This window comes from Thioalkalivibrio sp. ALgr1 (assembly GCF_000378285.1).
In the GTDB taxonomy this organism is placed as follows: Bacteria; Pseudomonadota; Gammaproteobacteria; order Ectothiorhodospirales; family Ectothiorhodospiraceae; genus Thioalkalivibrio.
Genome location: NZ_KB905134.1, coordinates 112,986 through 128,307, shown reverse-complemented (window position 1 = coordinate 128,307; position 15,322 = coordinate 112,986). Strand labels below are relative to the sequence as shown.

At 67.0% G+C, this 15,322-nt stretch carries 12 protein-coding genes; 6 read left to right on the top strand and 6 right to left on the bottom strand.

Annotated features, from left to right (window positions below; all coding sequences use genetic code 11):
• Positions 1-2: 2 nt before the first annotated feature.
• The gene (gene leuC / locus F466_RS0108315; RefSeq protein ID WP_018993858.1) at positions 3-1,415 is read right to left on the bottom strand and encodes a 3-isopropylmalate dehydratase large subunit; all 1,413 of its coding nucleotides are present in this window, start codon (positions 1,413-1,415) and stop codon (positions 3-5) included.
• Between the two features lie 429 nt (positions 1,416-1,844).
• Here leuC and F466_RS0108310 point away from each other — a divergent pair, with 429 nt between their 5' ends.
• Positions 1,845-2,717: a LysR family transcriptional regulator gene (locus F466_RS0108310; protein WP_018993857.1), complete on the top strand. Its 873-nt coding sequence runs from the start codon at positions 1,845-1,847 to the stop codon at positions 2,715-2,717.
• A gap of 26 nt (positions 2,718-2,743) precedes the next feature.
• Here the strand turns inward: F466_RS0108310 and arsJ are convergent, their stop codons facing one another.
• Together arsJ and F466_RS0108300 are read right to left on the bottom strand one after the other, a co-directional pair.
• The gene (gene arsJ / locus F466_RS0108305; protein WP_018993856.1) at positions 2,744-3,979 is read right to left on the bottom strand and encodes an organoarsenical effux MFS transporter ArsJ; all 1,236 of its coding nucleotides are present in this window, start codon (positions 3,977-3,979) and stop codon (positions 2,744-2,746) included.
• A 133-nt stretch (positions 3,980-4,112) separates the two neighbouring features.
• Positions 4,113-4,589, bottom strand: coding sequence for a TspO/MBR family protein (locus F466_RS0108300; RefSeq protein WP_018993855.1), 477 nt, complete (start codon positions 4,587-4,589; stop codon positions 4,113-4,115).
• Positions 4,590-4,750: 161 nt separating this feature from the next.
• On the opposite strand from F466_RS0108300, the gene F466_RS0108295 reads away from it, so the two are divergent.
• Genes F466_RS0108295 through F466_RS0108285 form a run of 3 tightly spaced genes read left to right on the top strand, consistent with a single transcriptional unit; the run spans position 4,751 to position 10,630 of the window.
• Positions 4,751-5,980: an efflux RND transporter periplasmic adaptor subunit gene (locus tag F466_RS0108295; protein WP_018993854.1), complete on the top strand. Its 1,230-nt coding sequence runs from the start codon at positions 4,751-4,753 to the stop codon at positions 5,978-5,980.
• Entirely contained in the window at positions 5,977-9,051 is a 3,075-nt protein-coding gene (locus F466_RS0108290; protein ID WP_018993853.1) for an efflux RND transporter permease subunit, read from the top strand. Before F466_RS0108295 ends, F466_RS0108290 begins: the two co-directional genes overlap by 4 nt.
• A complete protein-coding gene (locus tag F466_RS0108285; protein WP_018993852.1) occupies positions 9,044-10,630 on the top strand; it encodes a TolC family protein in 1,587 nt (528 codons plus the stop codon). The genes F466_RS0108290 and F466_RS0108285 overlap by 8 nt, the downstream gene beginning before the upstream one ends.
• A 27-nt stretch (positions 10,631-10,657) precedes the next feature.
• Here F466_RS0108285 and F466_RS0108280 read toward each other — a convergent pair whose 3' ends face one another.
• The 3 genes from F466_RS0108280 to F466_RS0108270 are packed head-to-tail and all read right to left on the bottom strand — an operon-like array spanning position 10,658 to position 12,897.
• On the bottom strand, positions 10,658-11,422 hold the full coding sequence (locus F466_RS0108280; protein ID WP_018993851.1) for an ABC transporter permease: 765 nt from the start codon (positions 11,420-11,422) through the stop codon (positions 10,658-10,660).
• The gene (locus F466_RS0108275; protein WP_018993850.1) at positions 11,419-12,381 is read right to left on the bottom strand and encodes a daunorubicin resistance protein DrrA family ABC transporter ATP-binding protein; all 963 of its coding nucleotides are present in this window, start codon (positions 12,379-12,381) and stop codon (positions 11,419-11,421) included. Before F466_RS0108275 ends, F466_RS0108280 begins: the two co-directional genes overlap by 4 nt.
• Before the next feature lie 45 nt (positions 12,382-12,426).
• On the bottom strand, positions 12,427-12,897 hold the full coding sequence (locus F466_RS0108270; protein ID WP_018139331.1) for an aminoacyl-tRNA deacylase: 471 nt from the start codon (positions 12,895-12,897) through the stop codon (positions 12,427-12,429).
• 123 nt (positions 12,898-13,020) lie between these two features.
• On the opposite strand from F466_RS0108270, the gene F466_RS0108265 reads away from it, so the two are divergent.
• Together F466_RS0108265 and trpB are read left to right on the top strand one after the other, a co-directional pair.
• The gene (locus F466_RS0108265) at positions 13,021-14,019 is read left to right on the top strand and encodes an LLM class flavin-dependent oxidoreductase (protein WP_018993849.1); all 999 of its coding nucleotides are present in this window, start codon (positions 13,021-13,023) and stop codon (positions 14,017-14,019) included.
• 83 nt (positions 14,020-14,102) lie between these two features.
• Positions 14,103-15,302, top strand: coding sequence for a tryptophan synthase subunit beta (trpB, locus tag F466_RS0108260; protein WP_018139329.1), 1,200 nt, complete (start codon positions 14,103-14,105; stop codon positions 15,300-15,302).
• Positions 15,303-15,322: the final 20 nt, after the last annotated feature.

Sequence of the window (15,322 nt, the reverse complement as noted above, 5' to 3'; positions counted from 1 at the left end):
GCTTACGCCTCCTTCAGTGCCGACGGTTCGACAAAGTGCCCGGCCACGGCGGCCGCGGCGGCCAGCGCCGGGCTGACCAGATGGGTACGCCCGCCCTGCCCCTGTCGGCCCTCGAAGTTGCGGTTCGAGGTCGAGGCGCAGCGCTCGCCCGGCTCCAGCCGGTCGGCGTTCATCGCCAGGCACATGGAACACCCCGGCTCGCGCCACTCGAAGCCGGCGTCCAGAAAGATCCGGTCCAGCCCTTCCTGCTCCGCCTGCTGCTTCACCAGCCCGGAGCCCGGCACCACCATCGCCAGCTTGATGTTGTCGGCCTTCCTGCGGCCCTTGACCACCTCGGCGGCCGCGCGCAGGTCCTCGATCCGCGAGTTGGTGCAGGAGCCGATGAACACCTTGTCCGGACGAATCTCGGTCATCGGCGTGTTCGGCCGCAGATCCATGTACTCCAGTGCACGCTTCATGCCCTCGGCGCGCACCGGATCGGACTCGGCCGCCGGGTCCGGCACGCGGCCGTCGATCGGCGCCACCATCTCCGGCGAGGTGCCCCAGCTCACCTGCGGGGCAATCTCGGCGGCATCCATCTCCACCACCGCGTCGAACTCGGCATCGGGGTCCGAGACCAGCGTGCGCCAGTAGGCGGCGGCCTGCTCGAACAGATCGCCAGTCGGCGCCTGCGGCTTGCCGCGCACGTACTCGATCGTCTTCTCGTCCACCGCGACCATGCCCGCGCGGGCCCCGGCCTCGATGGACATGTTGCAGATACTCATGCGGCCCTCGACGGACAGGCTGCGGATCGCCGAGCCGGCGAACTCGATCGCGTAGCCGGTGCCGCCGGCGGTGCCGATGCGGCCGATGATCGCCAGCACCACATCCTTGGCGGTCACGCCCGGGCGCAGCTCGCCCTCCACGCGGATCTGCATGGCCCTGGTCTTTTTCTGCCACAGGCACTGCGTGGCCAGCACATGCTCGACCTCGGAGGTGCCAATGCCGAAGGCCAGCGCGCCCAGCGCGCCGTGGGTGGAGGTGTGCGAGTCCCCGCAGACGACCGTCATGCCCGGCAGGGTCGCCCCCTGCTCGGGACCGATCACATGCACGATGCCCTGGCGTACATCGGCCATCGGGAAGAACTTCAGCCCCAGGCTCGTGACGTTGGTCTCCAGCGTCTCCACCTGGGTGCGCGAGACCGGATCCTCGATCCCGCGGTCGCGATTGGCGGTGGGCACGTTATGGTCCGGCACCGCCAGCACGGAATCCCCGCGCCAGGGCTTGCGCCCGGCCAGACGCAGACCCTCGAAGGCCTGCGGGCTGGTTACCTCGTGCACCAGGTGTCGGTCGATGTAGAGCAGCGTCGAGCCATCCGGCTCCTCGCGCACCACATGCGCCTCCCACAGCTTGTCGTACAGTGTCTTGCCTGCCATCACCTGCTCCCGCGGCCACGCCGCGTTCTATCGTTCTTGCGCCCCACCACCGATGATCTACCAGCGCTCCAAAGGCCCGCCCTTGCACCGCGGCGCCACTAGCACCGTCATCGAACAGCGCCGCAACATGCACCGTCATTGCGAGGAGCCGAAGGCGACGCGGCAACCTCCAAAAGCTGGCAGAGCGCCAGTATTGGTATCCGGTGGTTCCGGACGGAGGTTGCCACGGCCCCTGCGGGGCCTCGCAATGACGGTGCCACTGGCCACGCCGCGCAATGACGTCATTTCAGGACGACCGTTTAAGCAGAGTCTGCGGCCGCCCTTCTATTCTTTCAAATCCGATTTATTATCTTTACCATTCCATTTCGTTATGGATTGGCGATCCGGCGCCGCATCAATCAGCCGGTCATTATCCCACGGAGGCGTTAGATGCGTCCGGAACAGCTCAGCATCGAGTCCCTGCAGGCCTTCGTGGCGGTGGTCGATACCGGCGCCTTCTCCGCCGCGGCCGAGCGGCTGCACCTGACCCAGCCGGCGATCAGCAAGCGCATCCAGTCGCTGGAGACGACCCTGCAACGGCCCCTGTTCGAGCGCCAGGGGCGCCGCGTACGACCCACCGAGGTCGCCGAGCGCCTGCTGCCCGAGGCCCGCGAGATCCTGGCCCGCCTGCACGCGATCGAGCAGCAGGTGGCCGACCTCGACCAGGTCGTGCGTGGCCGCATCCGCCTGGCCACCTCGCACCACATCGCCCTGCACCGCCTGCCCGCCCCGCTGGCCCGCCTGCGCACCCGCTACCCTGAGCTGGAGCTGGAACTCGCGTTCATGGATTCCGAGGCCGGCATCGAGGCGGTGATGCACGGCGACGCCGATCTGGCCCTGGCCACCCTGCCTGACGACCTGCCGAAGGGCTCGGAGGCCCAAGCCGTCTGGACCGATGACCTGGTCCCGATGATCGCCCGCGGCCGCGCCCAGGATGCCCCGCTGGAGACACTGCAACGGCTGCATGACTGGCCGGCGATCCTTCCGCCGGTGGGCTCCACCACCCGCCGCCAGATCGACCACGCGCTGGCCGCAGAGGGCCTGCACCCCGCCGCGGCACAGGAAAGCCCGTACCTGGAGGTCATCCGCATGATGATCGCCGCCGGCCTCGGCATCGGCTTCCTCCCCCGCACCATGGCCACCGCCGAGCTGGCCATCCTCGAATGGCCCGCCCCGCCCATCGCCCGCCAGCTCGGCTGGGTCCGCCACGCGGACCGCTACCGCTCGCGAACCCTCGAGGCGGTCATCGAGGAATTGCAGTAACCGGAACCATGCGTGGGGCCACCCTTTCAGGCCCGAGCAGGTACCCGAGGGAGCAGGGAGGAGATCATCCAGGTGGCGAAGATGAACAGCGTGGAGGCGATCAGCGCGCCCTCCAGGCCCCAGACCATGAAGATGGCACCGGAGGCGACGGTGCCGATCAGACGCCCACCGGCGTTGGCCATGTAGTAGAAGCCGACCTTCATCGCGACCCGGTCGGTCTCCGCATAGTCGAGGATCAGGAACGAGTGCACGGCGGAGTTGATCGCAAACACCACGCCGAACACGCCCAGCCCGACCATCAGTACCCAGGCCGGGTCCAGCCCCGTCTCCAGGCCGATCACGATGCCGATGGGCAGCAGCATCAGGATGAAGGCCCAGAGCCGCGCGGTCAGCCCGGTCGGGTGCAGCCCGCCGCGGCCCAGCAGGCGCGGCACCGACGCCTGCACGATCCCGTAACCGATCACCCACAGCGCCAGAAACGCCCCCACCTGCATGTGGTTCCAGTCCAGCGTCGCGCTGAGGAATACCGGCAAGGCGACCACGAACCAGACATCGCGCGCGCCAAACAGGAAGAATCGCGCCGCCGAGAGCACGTTGATCGCGGCGGAGTTGGAGAACATCTGGGTGAATTTAGGCTTGCCGCCGACCTTGCCCAGCCCGCGGGGCAGGCCGACGATGGAGAACAGCATCACCACGGCCAGCATCCCGGCCAGGATGACCAGCGCCATCTGGAACCCGACCGAGTACAGCAGCGCGCCGCCAACGAAGAAGCCCACCCCCTTCAGCGCGTTCTTCGAGCCGGTGAGCACCGCGACCCAGCGAAACAGCCGCCCCTCTCCGTCGCCGGCGACCAGCTTCACCCCGGACTTCGCACTCATCTTGTTCAGGTCCTTGGCGATGCCCGACAGCGCCTGCGCGAACATCACGTAGGCCACGCCCAACCAGGCCTCGGGCACCGTGAGCATCAGCAGTGCGGCGACCTGCAGCAGGGTCCCGGCGATCATCGTTGTGTTCACCCCCAGCCGCGCGGCCAGCCAGCCGCCGGTCAGGTTGGTGATCACCCCGAACAGCTCGTAGAACAGGAACAGGAACGCGATCTCCAGCGGGCTGTAGCCCAGCTGGTGGAAGAACAGCACGACCAGCATGCGAATCGCACCGTCAGTGACGGTGAACGCCCAGTAGTTCGCGGTGATGCGCGCGTAGGCGCCCAGACCGAGGGTTGACGGGGTACCTGGGTCCGGCTGCTCGAACGCTCTGCTCATCCTGATCTCGGACACCTCGTTATCATCCGCCGATTGGCCTGGCCCCCTCGGGGCCGGACCACACCCCCATGGCACGGTCCCGCGAAAACGCGTGCAGGATACCGAACCTCTGTGACGCCGCGTTGCAGAGTGTTTAATTCAGTACAACGATCGCCGCGTTCAGGTAGATCGCAAAGCCCACCCACAGCAGGTACGGCACCAGCAGCGCGCTCGCGATCCGGTCGTGGCGCCAGAAGGCGATCAGGGTCGCGAGGATCAGGGGCCACAGCATCAGGATCTCGACCAATGCCAGATCGGGCCGTTGCATGCCGAAGAACAGCACGGACCAGCCAAGGTTCAGCACCAGCTGGGCGAGGAACAGCCCCATCGCGACCGGAGCCCCCGCGAAGCCCACACGACGCCATACGCGCCAGGCGGCCACGGCCATCAGTGCAAACAAGACGGTCCAGACCGGCCCGAATAGGGCATCGGGTGGATTCAGCTCGGGTCGCTCCAGCGTCTGGTACCAGTCCTGCACTGACAGGCTGGTCGCATACCCGCCCGCGGAGGCCACCAGGAACATCAGGGCCACCCAGCCCACCAGTCCGACCCCATCCCTTGTATTGATCATCGACCCTCCTCTCCCGCGCGTCCCGTACCCTTGCTTGTAGACGCCGGCCCAGCGTATTTGAACCGGAATCAGCAAAATGAACGAGGTTCATGCGCGATTCAGCGGCTTGCGGCACACTCGCAGCATAACGTGATCCCGTTCACCCATTTCGAGCCGCGTGCATGCCCAAGCTGTCCACCGTGATCACCCTGGTCCTGTTCCTCCTGGCGGGCGGTGTGCTCGCCTGGCTCTTTTGGGGCCCGGATGACGAACAGGCCTCTTCCTCGCGCGCGGGTGGCGGCGAGACACGGCCCGTGGCCGTCGCGGTGGCCACCGTGCAACAACAGGATCTGGTCGAGCGCCGCCGATTCACCGGCAGCATCGAGGGCGCCGACCGTATCGTGATTACGCCGCGCGTCGGGGGCCGTGTGGGCGAAGTCTTCGTCAACCTGGGCGACCGAGTCGAACCGGGCGATCCCCTGCTGCAACTGGATACCGAGGAATTCGAGCAGGACGTCACGCAGGCCGAGGCCGAGCTGGAAGTGGCCGAAGCCAGCCTGGCGGAGGCCGTCGCCAGCCGTAACGCCGCCCAGCGCGACCTGCAGCGCACCCGCGAATTGCGTGACCAGGGGATCGCCTCGCGCTCGGAGCTGGAGGCCGCCGAGACCGAACTCGCGCTGGCACAGACACGCGTGGCCCTTGCCGAGTCCCAGATTCGACAACGCCGCTCTGCCCTGCGCACCCGCGAAATCCAGCTGGGCTACACGCGTATCGACGCCGACCCGGGCAGCACCACCCGCTGGGTGGCCGAACGCCTGGTTGACCCCGGCTCGGTGATCAGCGCCAACGAACCCGCGCTGGCACTCGTCACACTGCAGCCGGTCCGCGCGATTCTGGCAGTCACCGAAGCGGACTATTCGCGGATCTCGCGCGGCCAGGAAGCGACCGTGCGCACCTCCTCGTACCCCGACGCGTTATTCGAAGGCACCATCACACGGATCTCCCCCGAGTTTCGCCCGGGTTCGCGCCAGGCACGAATCGAGGTCGAAGTACCGAACGACGATGAACGCCTGCGGCCCGGGATGTTTGTCGAAACCGCGATCACTCTCGGCCAGCGCTCGGACACGCTGGCGATACCGCGGGACGCCATCATCCAGCGCGAGGCGGGTCCCACCCTGTTCAGCGTAGACCGTAGCGGCGAACGGCCAGAGGCGCGCCGCCACATGGCCGTTACCGGCGTGCGTGACGGCAACTGGATCGAGCTATTGGAACCCGAGTTGCCCGAGGGCACCGAGGTGGTGGTGCTGGGGCAACACCTGCTCGCCGATGGCACCCCGCTGCGCCTGACCGATCCGCGCAGTGTGCCCGGCGCGGACTTCGCCCCGGACCTGTCGGAGACCGAAGAGCCGTGAATCCGGCTCGACTTACCGTCCACCGCCCCGTGCTGACCAGCATGGTGGCCCTGATCGTGGTGATCCTGGGCCTGACCGCGCTGACCCGCCTCCCGGTCGACCTACTGCCCGACATCACCTATCCGGTGGTCACGGTGATGACCTCCTACCCCAACGCCGGGGCCGAGGAGGTCGAGCAACTGGTGACACGCCCGGTGGAACAGGCAGCGGCCGCGATCACCGGGGCCCAGGAGATCCGGTCCACTTCGGCCGAAGGCAACAGCAATGTGCGCGTCAACTTTGCCTGGGGCACGGATATCCGCCAGGCCGTTGATGACCTGCGCGATCGTCTGGCGCGTATTGAAGGTCAGCTGCCGGATGGGGCGGATCGCCCCCTGGTGCGCCAGTTCGACACCCAGGACTCGCCCATCATGCGCCTGGGCGTCGGCTCGCAGCTCGATGCCATTCACCTGCGCACCCTGATTGACAACCGCATTGCGCCACGCCTGGAGCGCATCCCCGGCGTGGCTGCGGTGGATACGTTTGGCGGGCTCGAACGCGAGGTCCGCGTGGAGGTCGATCCAGACCGGATACAGGCGATCGACCTGGGGCTGGACGACCTGCGCAACCGCATCCGCGATGCCAACGTGATCACTCCGGGTGGCCCGATCATGGACGGTCGCCGTGAATACCGGCTGCGTACACCGGCCGAGTTCCGCTCGGTGGGCGAGATACGCGATACCGTGGTTCAGCGCAGCGAGGACGGCGTCACCTACCTGCATCAGGTCGCCGAGGTCCGCGATACCCACCAGCGCGTCACCCGTCGTTTCCGAGTCAACCAGGAAGAAGGCGTCCAGCTGGCCGTGCGCAAACTGGCGGACGCCAATACAGTGGAGGTCTCCGAAGCGGTCCACGCCGAACTGGTCCGTCTCAACCGCGACTTCCCGCAGATCGACATCCGCGCCGTCACGGACGAGGCGGGATTCATCCGCAGCTCCATTACCAATGTCGGGCAGTCCATCCTCTACGGGAGCGCGCTGGCCGTCCTGGTGCTGCTCGTCTTCCTGCGCAATATCCGTTACACGCTGGTGGCGGCCACCGCGATTCCTCTGGCGGTCATCTCAACCTTCGGGCTGGTCTACTTTGGTGGACACTCGCTCAACCTGATGACCATGGGCGGGATCGCATTGGGTGTGGGCCTGATGGTCGACAACGCGATCGTGGTGATCGAGAGCATCGCCCGAAGGCGAGAGGAACACGCGGAGCAAAGCGCGGTCGAGGCGGCTGTCAGTGGTACCGGGCGCGTGGCGCCCGCGATCATCGCCAGTACGCTGACCACCGTCGCCATCTTTCTGCCGTTGTTCTTCGCCCAGGAACTGGCCGGGCAGCTGTTCAAACCACTTGCCGCCGTAGTCGCCTTCGCGCTGGCCGCCTCGCTGATCGTGGCCCTCACCGTGGTGCCGATGCTGATGGCGCGTGCCCCGATGCCGAAGCGCGACACCAGCGCCCTCGCCCGCATGGAACAGCGCTATCAGGGGCTGCTGCGCGGCACCCTGGCGCATCCCTGGATGGTGATCGGGATCAGTGCCTTGCTGATGGTCATCGCACTGGCCGGGCTGCGCGGCGTCGGCACCGAGTTTCTGCCCGCCACCGACGAGGGTGAATTGCGCGTGCATGTCTCCATGGAACCGGGGACACCACTCGACGAGCTGTATTCCACCATGGCCAGCCTGGAAGAGGTGATTCGCGACGAGGTGCCGGAGCTGCAGAACCTGGTGTCCAGCTCTGGCGCCTCTGCCTTCCGAGCGTCGTCGCCCGCGTCCGGCAACATGCGCGTAATGGTCGGTTCGCGCGACAGTCGCAGCCGTTCTTCCGAGGAGATTGCCGCTGCCCTGCGCGAGGCCCTGGGCACCCCGCCGGGAACGGAGATCCGTGTCCGCGCATCCAGTGGCATCTTCTTCCGCGGATTCGGGCGTGGCGATGACGAGGAACGCCTGTCGGTCGAGGTGCGCGGCTTCGAGCTGTCGACCATGAATGCGGTGCTCGAACGGTTCGAGGAGGCGCTGGCCGATGTCCCCGGTATTACGGATACGCGGGTGGGGACCGATGGCGGCCAGCCCGAATTCGCCACCCGTATCCATCGTGACCGCGCCGCCGACCTCGGCGTGGATGTGCGTACTATTGCCCAGACGCTGGAGACCGCGCTGGGCGGCTCCAGCGCCGGGCAGTTGCGCGCGGGAGGCGACGAGACCCGCATCTGGGTGCAGCTGCGCGACGCGGACCAGAGCTCGCTGGACGACCTGCTCAACCTGACCGTGCGCAGCGAGGACGGCGAACGCGTCGCCTTGCGCAGCCTGATTTCCTTCGACACCGAGATCGGGCCCGACAGCATCGAACGACGTGAACAGGCCCGCGTACGGACGCTGTTCATTAATCTGGGCGACCGCTCGCTGGGTGAAGTCGCGGCCTCGGTCCGCGAGGCCCTGGCCGACATCCCGCTGCCCGAGGAGATCGACTACTCCGTCACGGGCGACATCGAAGAACAGGAAGCCGCCTTCTCGGAGCTGCTGCTGGGTACGATGCTGGCTACCTTGCTGGTGTACATGGTCATGGCCAGCCTGTACGAATCCCTGCGCGATCCCCTGATCGTGATGTTCTCGATCCCGCTCGCGATCATCGGGGTCACCGGCGCGCTGATCGTCACCGACACCACGCTCAACGTGCAGTCGTTGATCGGGGTCCTGCTGCTGGTCGGCATTGTGGTGAACAATGCGATTCTGCTGGTGGACCGCATGGCCCGGCGACACCGCGACGACGGCATGGACCTGCACGGGGCCGTCGTGGCCGCCGCCGGCGAGCGTCTGCGACCCATCCTGATGACCACGCTGACCACGATACTGGCCCTCTCGCCCCTGGCCATCGGCATGGGCGACGGTGGCGAGGCCCAGGCGCCAATGGCGCGGGTAGTGATCGGCGGGCTGCTGTCGTCTACCCTGATCACCCTGGTGCTGATCCCGACGCTCTACCTGCTGTTCCACCGTCGCGGCGAGCGCCCGCAGCCCGTCTACCGAGCCGGAACCGAAGATGCCTAGCCCGTACCGAGTCGCCCTGCCACTGCTGGCTTCGCTCGCCCTGGCCATTCCCGCCACGGCAGAGGAAGACGAGCCGACCGGCAACGGGTTGCGCCTTTCACTGCCGGCCGAGCAGCTGATGGCGATCGATCCGTTCGCCCGCGAACCGGTCGGTGAGGAGACACTCTCGCTGGAAGAAGCCGTGGCGCGGGCACTGGAAGGCAACCGTGGCCTGCGCGCCGAACGCCTGCAAACCGCGATCGCGGGTACCTTCGAGGCACAGGAGCGCGCTGTATTCGACCCCGAGCTGTTCGCCGAGGTCGAGGTCAGCCGGGACCAGAGCGTGCGCCTGCTGGAGGAGGCCGAAGAAGATACCGACGAGGTCACCTCGACCCAGCGCTTCGGCGAGGCGGGGATTCGTCAGTCGCTCCCGACGGGTACCGACCTGAGCCTGTCCGTGCGCAGCCAGCGAGCCAGCAGCTCGCGCGTCGACCAGACCCAGTTCTCCTCGCGCGCCGGCCTGACGCTGACGCAAGCCCTTTTGCGCGGGGGCCGGATCGAGTCCAATCTCGTGCGCCTGCAGCAGGCCGGGCTGGACGTCGAGGCCACGGAGTACGAGGTGCGCGCTTTCGTCGAGCAGCTGATCACCGACGTCGAGACCGCCTACTGGGGCCTGGTGCTCGCCGGCGAGCAGATCGAAATCTTCGAGGAGGCCCTGGCGGTCGCCAGCCAGCAACTGGACGAGACACAACGCCGCATCGATGCCGGTGATCGGCCGGAGACCGAGGCCGTATCCGCACGCGCCGAGGTCGCCCTGCGTCGCCAGGGGCTGATCGATGCCCGCAGCGAGCGCGCCCGCGCCCAGGACACCCTGGCGCGCCTGCTCCAGGGCGACGGGGGCCTGTGGGACACGCGGCTGCTGACCAGCTCCGAACCGGCGCTGGACCGTTACGAGATCGAGCCGCTCGATACCTATGTGGCACTGGCGCGCGATCACCGCGCGGACTTGAACGAGACCCGCCTGCGGGTTCAGCGCGACGAGCTGGAGGTCATCCGCACCCGCAACGGACTGCTCCCCCGGCTGGACTTCTTCGTCACGCTGGGGCAATCGGGCTATGCGGACAGCTTCGGGCGTACCTTCCGCGACACCCAGGGCGACGGCTACGACCTCGCCGCGGGGCTGCGCTTCGAGATGCCGATCGGCAACCGTGCCGCAGAGGCGGAGCACACGCGCGCTCGCCTCACACGGCAGCAGATCGCCGAGACCCTGGCCAATCTGGAACAGCTTGCGATCGAAGACGTGCGCTCGGTCTGGTTCGACGCCGCCCGCGTGCGCGAGCAGATCCGCGCGCAGGAAGAGACCATCGAGTTGCAGGAGGAACTCCTGCGAGTCGAACAGACCCGATTCCGGGTCGGAGCCGGCACAGCACTGGCCGTGGCGCAGGCCCAGCGCGACCTGCTCGAGAGCCGTCTCCGCCTGACCGAGACCGTGGTGAGCTTTCGCCAGTTAACCACCGAACTCCTGAACGCGAGCGGTACGCTGCTGCTGCACCGCGGCATCGACGCGCCAGGCTCCGAACGCGTGGACCTGCGCATGTGATTCCGGGTTAGCGCTTTACCCGAGCCCCTATCCCCGGGCCAGACGCCGATTCAGGGCCCAGACCGACAGTGGTGCAAAGATCACCGCGATCGCTGCAGCCCAGACAAGGGTCCACAAAGCGGGCTCCAGCGCGTCGCCTCCGCTCAACAGGGCGCGCGAGGCGTCCGCGAGCAACGAGACGGGGTTGGCCTGCACGAAGGGCTGCAGCACGGTGGGCATGGTATCCAGCGGTACAAAGGCGGTGGAGACGAACGTCACCGGGAACAACGCCGTAAAACCGAACAGCTGCACATGTTCGGGGTCGCGTGACAGAACACCCACCAGGACCATGATCCACGATGCGGCCGAGGCGAAGACCAGCACCAGCGCCACCATCGCCAGCACCTCCCAGACCGAGGTCTCGATCCGGAAACCCAGCAACACCCCCACGATCAGCAACAACGCGATGCAAAGGGCCTGCTTCAGCAGATCGGCCAGGATGCGCCCCGCCAGCGGCGCCCAGCGCGGAATGGGCAGGGCCCGAAAACGGTCGAACACCCCGCGTGTGAGATCCGTATTCAGACCATGCCCGACATACACGGTGACAAACAGCATGTTCATCGCGATCACGCCCGGCAGCACGAACGGCAGATAGGCTTCGGTCGAGCCGGCCACTGCCCCGCCAAACACGTACAGGAACAGCACCAGAAACAGGATCGGCTGGATGGAATAATCCCCCAGCTCCCAGGGATTGCGACGCACCTGCACGAGACTGCGCCAGGCCAGCGCCAGCGTCTGGTCCAGTGCCTTCATGCGCCCTCCTCTGTCGTCTCGGACGTGACCTCGGCCGCATGCCCGGTCAGCGCCAGAAAGACATCGTCCAGGCTCGCAGTGCGCAGACCGAGTTCGACCACCTCGATCCCCGCCTGATCCAGGGCCCGAAGCACCTTCGGCACAACGCTACTGCTCGTCACGGCGACACTCAGGGTGTTGTCCCGCGCCTGCGGGCCCTCCCCGACGATACGTGCAATCGCCTCGGTCGCATCATCGAGTCGGGCCGAGTCCGCCACCACCACGAACAGCGAGCGGCCACCCACACGTTCCTTCAATTCCGACGAGGTCCCCTCGGCAATGATCCGCCCACGGTCCAGCACCACGATCCGATCCGCCAGGGCGTCCGCTTCGTCCAGATACTGGGTCGTCAGCAGCACGGTGGTGCCTTGCTCCCGCAGTTCCGCCACCAGGCGCCACAGGTCGCGGCGCGCCCGCGGGTCCAGCCCCGTGGTCGGCTCGTCGAGAAAGAGGATGGCGGGGTTCCCGACCAGGCTGGCCGCCAGATCAAGCCGGCGGCGCATGCCACCGGAATAGGTCTGTGCCGGACGGTTCGCCGCATCGCAAAGGTCAAACTGGGCCAGCAACTCGTCCGTGCGACGGCGCGCGTCGCGACGGCCCAGACCCAGCAATCGTGAAATCAACAACAGGTTTTCGCGCCCGGTCAGCTTCTCGTCGACCGAGGCGTACTGCCCGGTCAGCCCGATGATCTCGCGCACGTGCGCCGCCTCGCGGACGACATCGAAGCCGCCCACCTCGGCTGTTCCCGCATCCGGACTGATCAGGGTGGACAGCATGCGCACGATGGTGGTCTTGCCGGCACCATTCGGCCCCAGAAGACCGAGGATGCTCCCGCTCGGGACTTCCAGATCGACACCATCGACCGCGCGGGTGCCGTTATAACCGCGCACCAGCCCCTGCAAACGAATCGCGATATCCATCGGCGTAGCATTCACCGCACACGCCGATGGTGCAACCGACAGCGGCTACAAATGCCGACTGAATAACCCGTGCCGGGCGGCACCCAGGAGGTCCCGCCAGGCAAGGGCCGGCAGCTTCACCAGGGTCTCGTGATCGCCACCCTCGAGATATACATCCCCCTCGGTGGGGGCATGTTCGTCCAGCATCGCCTCCAGGCCGTAGGGCTCGGCCAGCGCCGGGATCGCGCCCAGTGCACAATCCGGGAAGAGTTCCGCCACCTCCCTTTCGGTGGCCAGCCCGACGTGTTCGCCAATCAGGTGGTGGAGCTGCCCGAAGTGCAGGCGCCGCGACGACGGGAGGATCGCCAGCATGTAATGGCCGGCATCCTCCACCAGCACGGCCTTCGCCAGCCGATCACCGGGCACGTGCGCGGCCTCTGCCGTTCGGGTGGCACTGCTGGAATACGGGTGCCGAACCAGTTCATAAGCGACACCCTGTGCCGCCAGATAGTCACTCAGGGTTCTCGCGATGCCCATGCTGCGGCCCTCTTGCCGTCCCTACCCCGGACTATAGACCCACTCTGCCCGCACGGTGCCTCGATTCCCCGCTACCCCGTCAACCGACAATCGGCACAACACTCCCTGTCCTACAATACCCCGATGACGGACTTCTCCATACTCGATCTCGCACCGATCACCGCGGGGTCGGACGCAGGGCAGGCCCTGCACAACACCCTCGACCTGGCCCGACGGGCGGACGAACTGGGATTCACGCGATACTGGCTCGCCGAGCACCACAACATGCCGGGGATCGCCAGTGCGGCGACTGCTGTGGTGATCGGCCAGGTCGCGGCCGCCACTGCGCGCATCCGCGTGGGTGCAGGCGGCATCATGCTGCCCAACCACGCGCCGCTGATCGTCGCCGAGCAGTTCGGGACACTGGATGCCCTGTTTCCCGGTCGGATCGACCTCGGGCTTGGCCGTGCACCGGGGACAGACCCGGCCACGGCCCGCGCCCTGCGCCGCAGCGCGGAGAGCAACCCCAACCAGTTCCCACGCGATGTGGTGGAGCTGCAGGGCTACCTGGCGGACCCCGCTCCGGACCAGGCCATTCGGGCGATACCCGGCGCCGGTTCGCATGTTCCGGTCTGGATCCTCGGATCGAGCCTGTTCGGGGCCCAGCTTGCGGCGCACCTGGGGCTGCCCTACGCCTTTGCCTCGCATTTCGCCCCGGGTCAGCTGCATGACGCGATCGCGATCTACCGCCGCGAGTTCCGGCCCTCCCCGGACCTGGATGCGCCCTACGTGATGGCCGGCTACAACGTCTATGTGGCCGACACCGATACCGACGCGCAGACGCTGGCCAGTTCCATGGAGCAGGCCTTCATCAGCCTGCGCCGCGGCCGACCCGAACCGATCCAGCCCCCGATCCCGTACTATCGCGAACAGCTCGACCGGGCTGAACGGGCGATTGTCGAACAGACCATGGCCTGCTCCGCGATCGGGGCACCCGACACCGTCGAGCGGGAGATGCGCCGCTTCCTTGAAGCCACGCAGGTTGATGAGCTGATCCTGACCACCACGACCTTTGATCACGACGCCCGTCGTCGCTCCCTGGAGCTCACCGCCCAGGTCTGCGACCGCCTGTCACCCCCCTGAGGGCAGCGTTTGCGCGAACGGGCTTGGCAAGGGGCGCCTGGCACAGGATCATTCGCCCTTTCGAACATGCACGAGGGCGGGCGATGTCATACCTGAAGGATTTTCCGAACCAGGAAGGTTATTTCGGCGAGTTCGGGGGTGCGTTCCTGCCTCCCGAACTGGAACCGCATTTTGCCGAGATCAACCGCGCCTACCTGACGCTCGCCCGCTCGGCCGACTTCCTGAACGAGCTGCGCTACATCCGCAAGCACTACCAGGGCCGACCCACCCCGGTGTACTACGCGCACAATCTGAGCCGCGAGGCTGGCGCGCATATCTATCTCAAGCGCGAGGACCTGAACCATTCCGGTGCGCACAAGCTGAACCACTGCATGGGCGAGGCCCTGCTCGCCAAGCACATGGGCAAGCGCAAGCTGATCGCGGAGACCGGCGCCGGCCAGCACGGCGTCGCGCTGGCCACGGCAGCTGCGTACTTCGGCATGGACTGCGAGATCCACATGGGCGAGATCGACATCGCCAAGGAAGCGCCCAACGTCACCCGCATGAAGCTGATGGGCGCACAGGTCGTGCCGGTCTCCTTCGGCGGCCGTTCGCTCAAGGAGGCCGTGGACTCGGCCTTCCAGTCCTACCTGTCGCAGGCCGATGAGGCCCTGTTCGCGATCGGCTCCGTGGTAGGCCCGCACCCATTTCCGCTGATGGTGCGCAACTTCCAGTCCGTGGTTGGCATCGAGGCGCGCGAGCAGTTCATGGAGATGACCGGCGGCGAGCTGCCCGATCATGTGGTCGCCTGTGTTGGAGGCGGCTCCAATGCGATGGGCATGTTTGCCGGCTTCATCGAGGACGCCGGCGTCCAGCTGAACGGCGTCGAGCCACTCGGACGCGGCACGAAGCTGGGCGAGCACTCCGCTACGATGACCTACGGCAAGCCCGGCATGATCCACGGCTTCAAGTGCATGCTGCTGGCCGACGAGGAAGGCAATCCGGCCCCGGTCCACTCCATCGCCTCGGGGCTGGACTACCCCGGCGTGGGCCCGGAGCACTCCTACCTGAAGACCATCGAACGCGTGGCCTACCATGCGATCAGCGACGACGAGACGCTGGAGGCCTTCTACCGCCTGTCGCGTGCCGAGGGCATCATCCCGGCGCTGGAGAGCGCCCATGCCGTGGCCTGGGCGATGAAGTACGGCCGCGAGAACCCCGGCGTTACGATCCTCGCCAACCTGTCCGGCCGGGGCGACAAGGACATCGACTACGTCGCCCGCGAATTCGGCCACGGCGACTAACACCTCGGGAACTCCCTGCC

Bases quoted from the DNA above. Each gene is read 5' to 3' on its own strand.
- leuC (WP_018993858.1), bottom strand. From the start codon at position 1,415: ATGGCAGGCAAGACACTGTACGACAAGCTGTGGGAGGCGCATGTGGTG.
- F466_RS0108310 (WP_018993857.1), top strand. From the start codon at position 1,845: ATGCGTCCGGAACAGCTCAGCATCGAGTCCCTGCAGGCCTTCGTGGCG.
- arsJ (WP_018993856.1), bottom strand. From the start codon at position 3,979: ATGAGCAGAGCGTTCGAGCAGCCGGACCCAGGTACCCCGTCAACCCTC.
- F466_RS0108300 (WP_018993855.1), bottom strand. From the start codon at position 4,589: ATGATCAATACAAGGGATGGGGTCGGACTGGTGGGCTGGGTGGCCCTG.
- F466_RS0108295 (WP_018993854.1), top strand. From the start codon at position 4,751: ATGCCCAAGCTGTCCACCGTGATCACCCTGGTCCTGTTCCTCCTGGCG.
- F466_RS0108285 (WP_018993852.1), top strand. From the start codon at position 9,044: ATGCCTAGCCCGTACCGAGTCGCCCTGCCACTGCTGGCTTCGCTCGCC.
- F466_RS0108280 (WP_018993851.1), bottom strand. From the start codon at position 11,422: ATGAAGGCACTGGACCAGACGCTGGCGCTGGCCTGGCGCAGTCTCGTG.
- F466_RS0108275 (WP_018993850.1), bottom strand. From the start codon at position 12,381: ATGGATATCGCGATTCGTTTGCAGGGGCTGGTGCGCGGTTATAACGGC.
- F466_RS0108270 (WP_018139331.1), bottom strand. From the start codon at position 12,897: ATGGGCATCGCGAGAACCCTGAGTGACTATCTGGCGGCACAGGGTGTC.
- F466_RS0108265 (WP_018993849.1), top strand. From the start codon at position 13,021: ATGACGGACTTCTCCATACTCGATCTCGCACCGATCACCGCGGGGTCG.
- trpB (WP_018139329.1), top strand. From the start codon at position 14,103: ATGTCATACCTGAAGGATTTTCCGAACCAGGAAGGTTATTTCGGCGAG.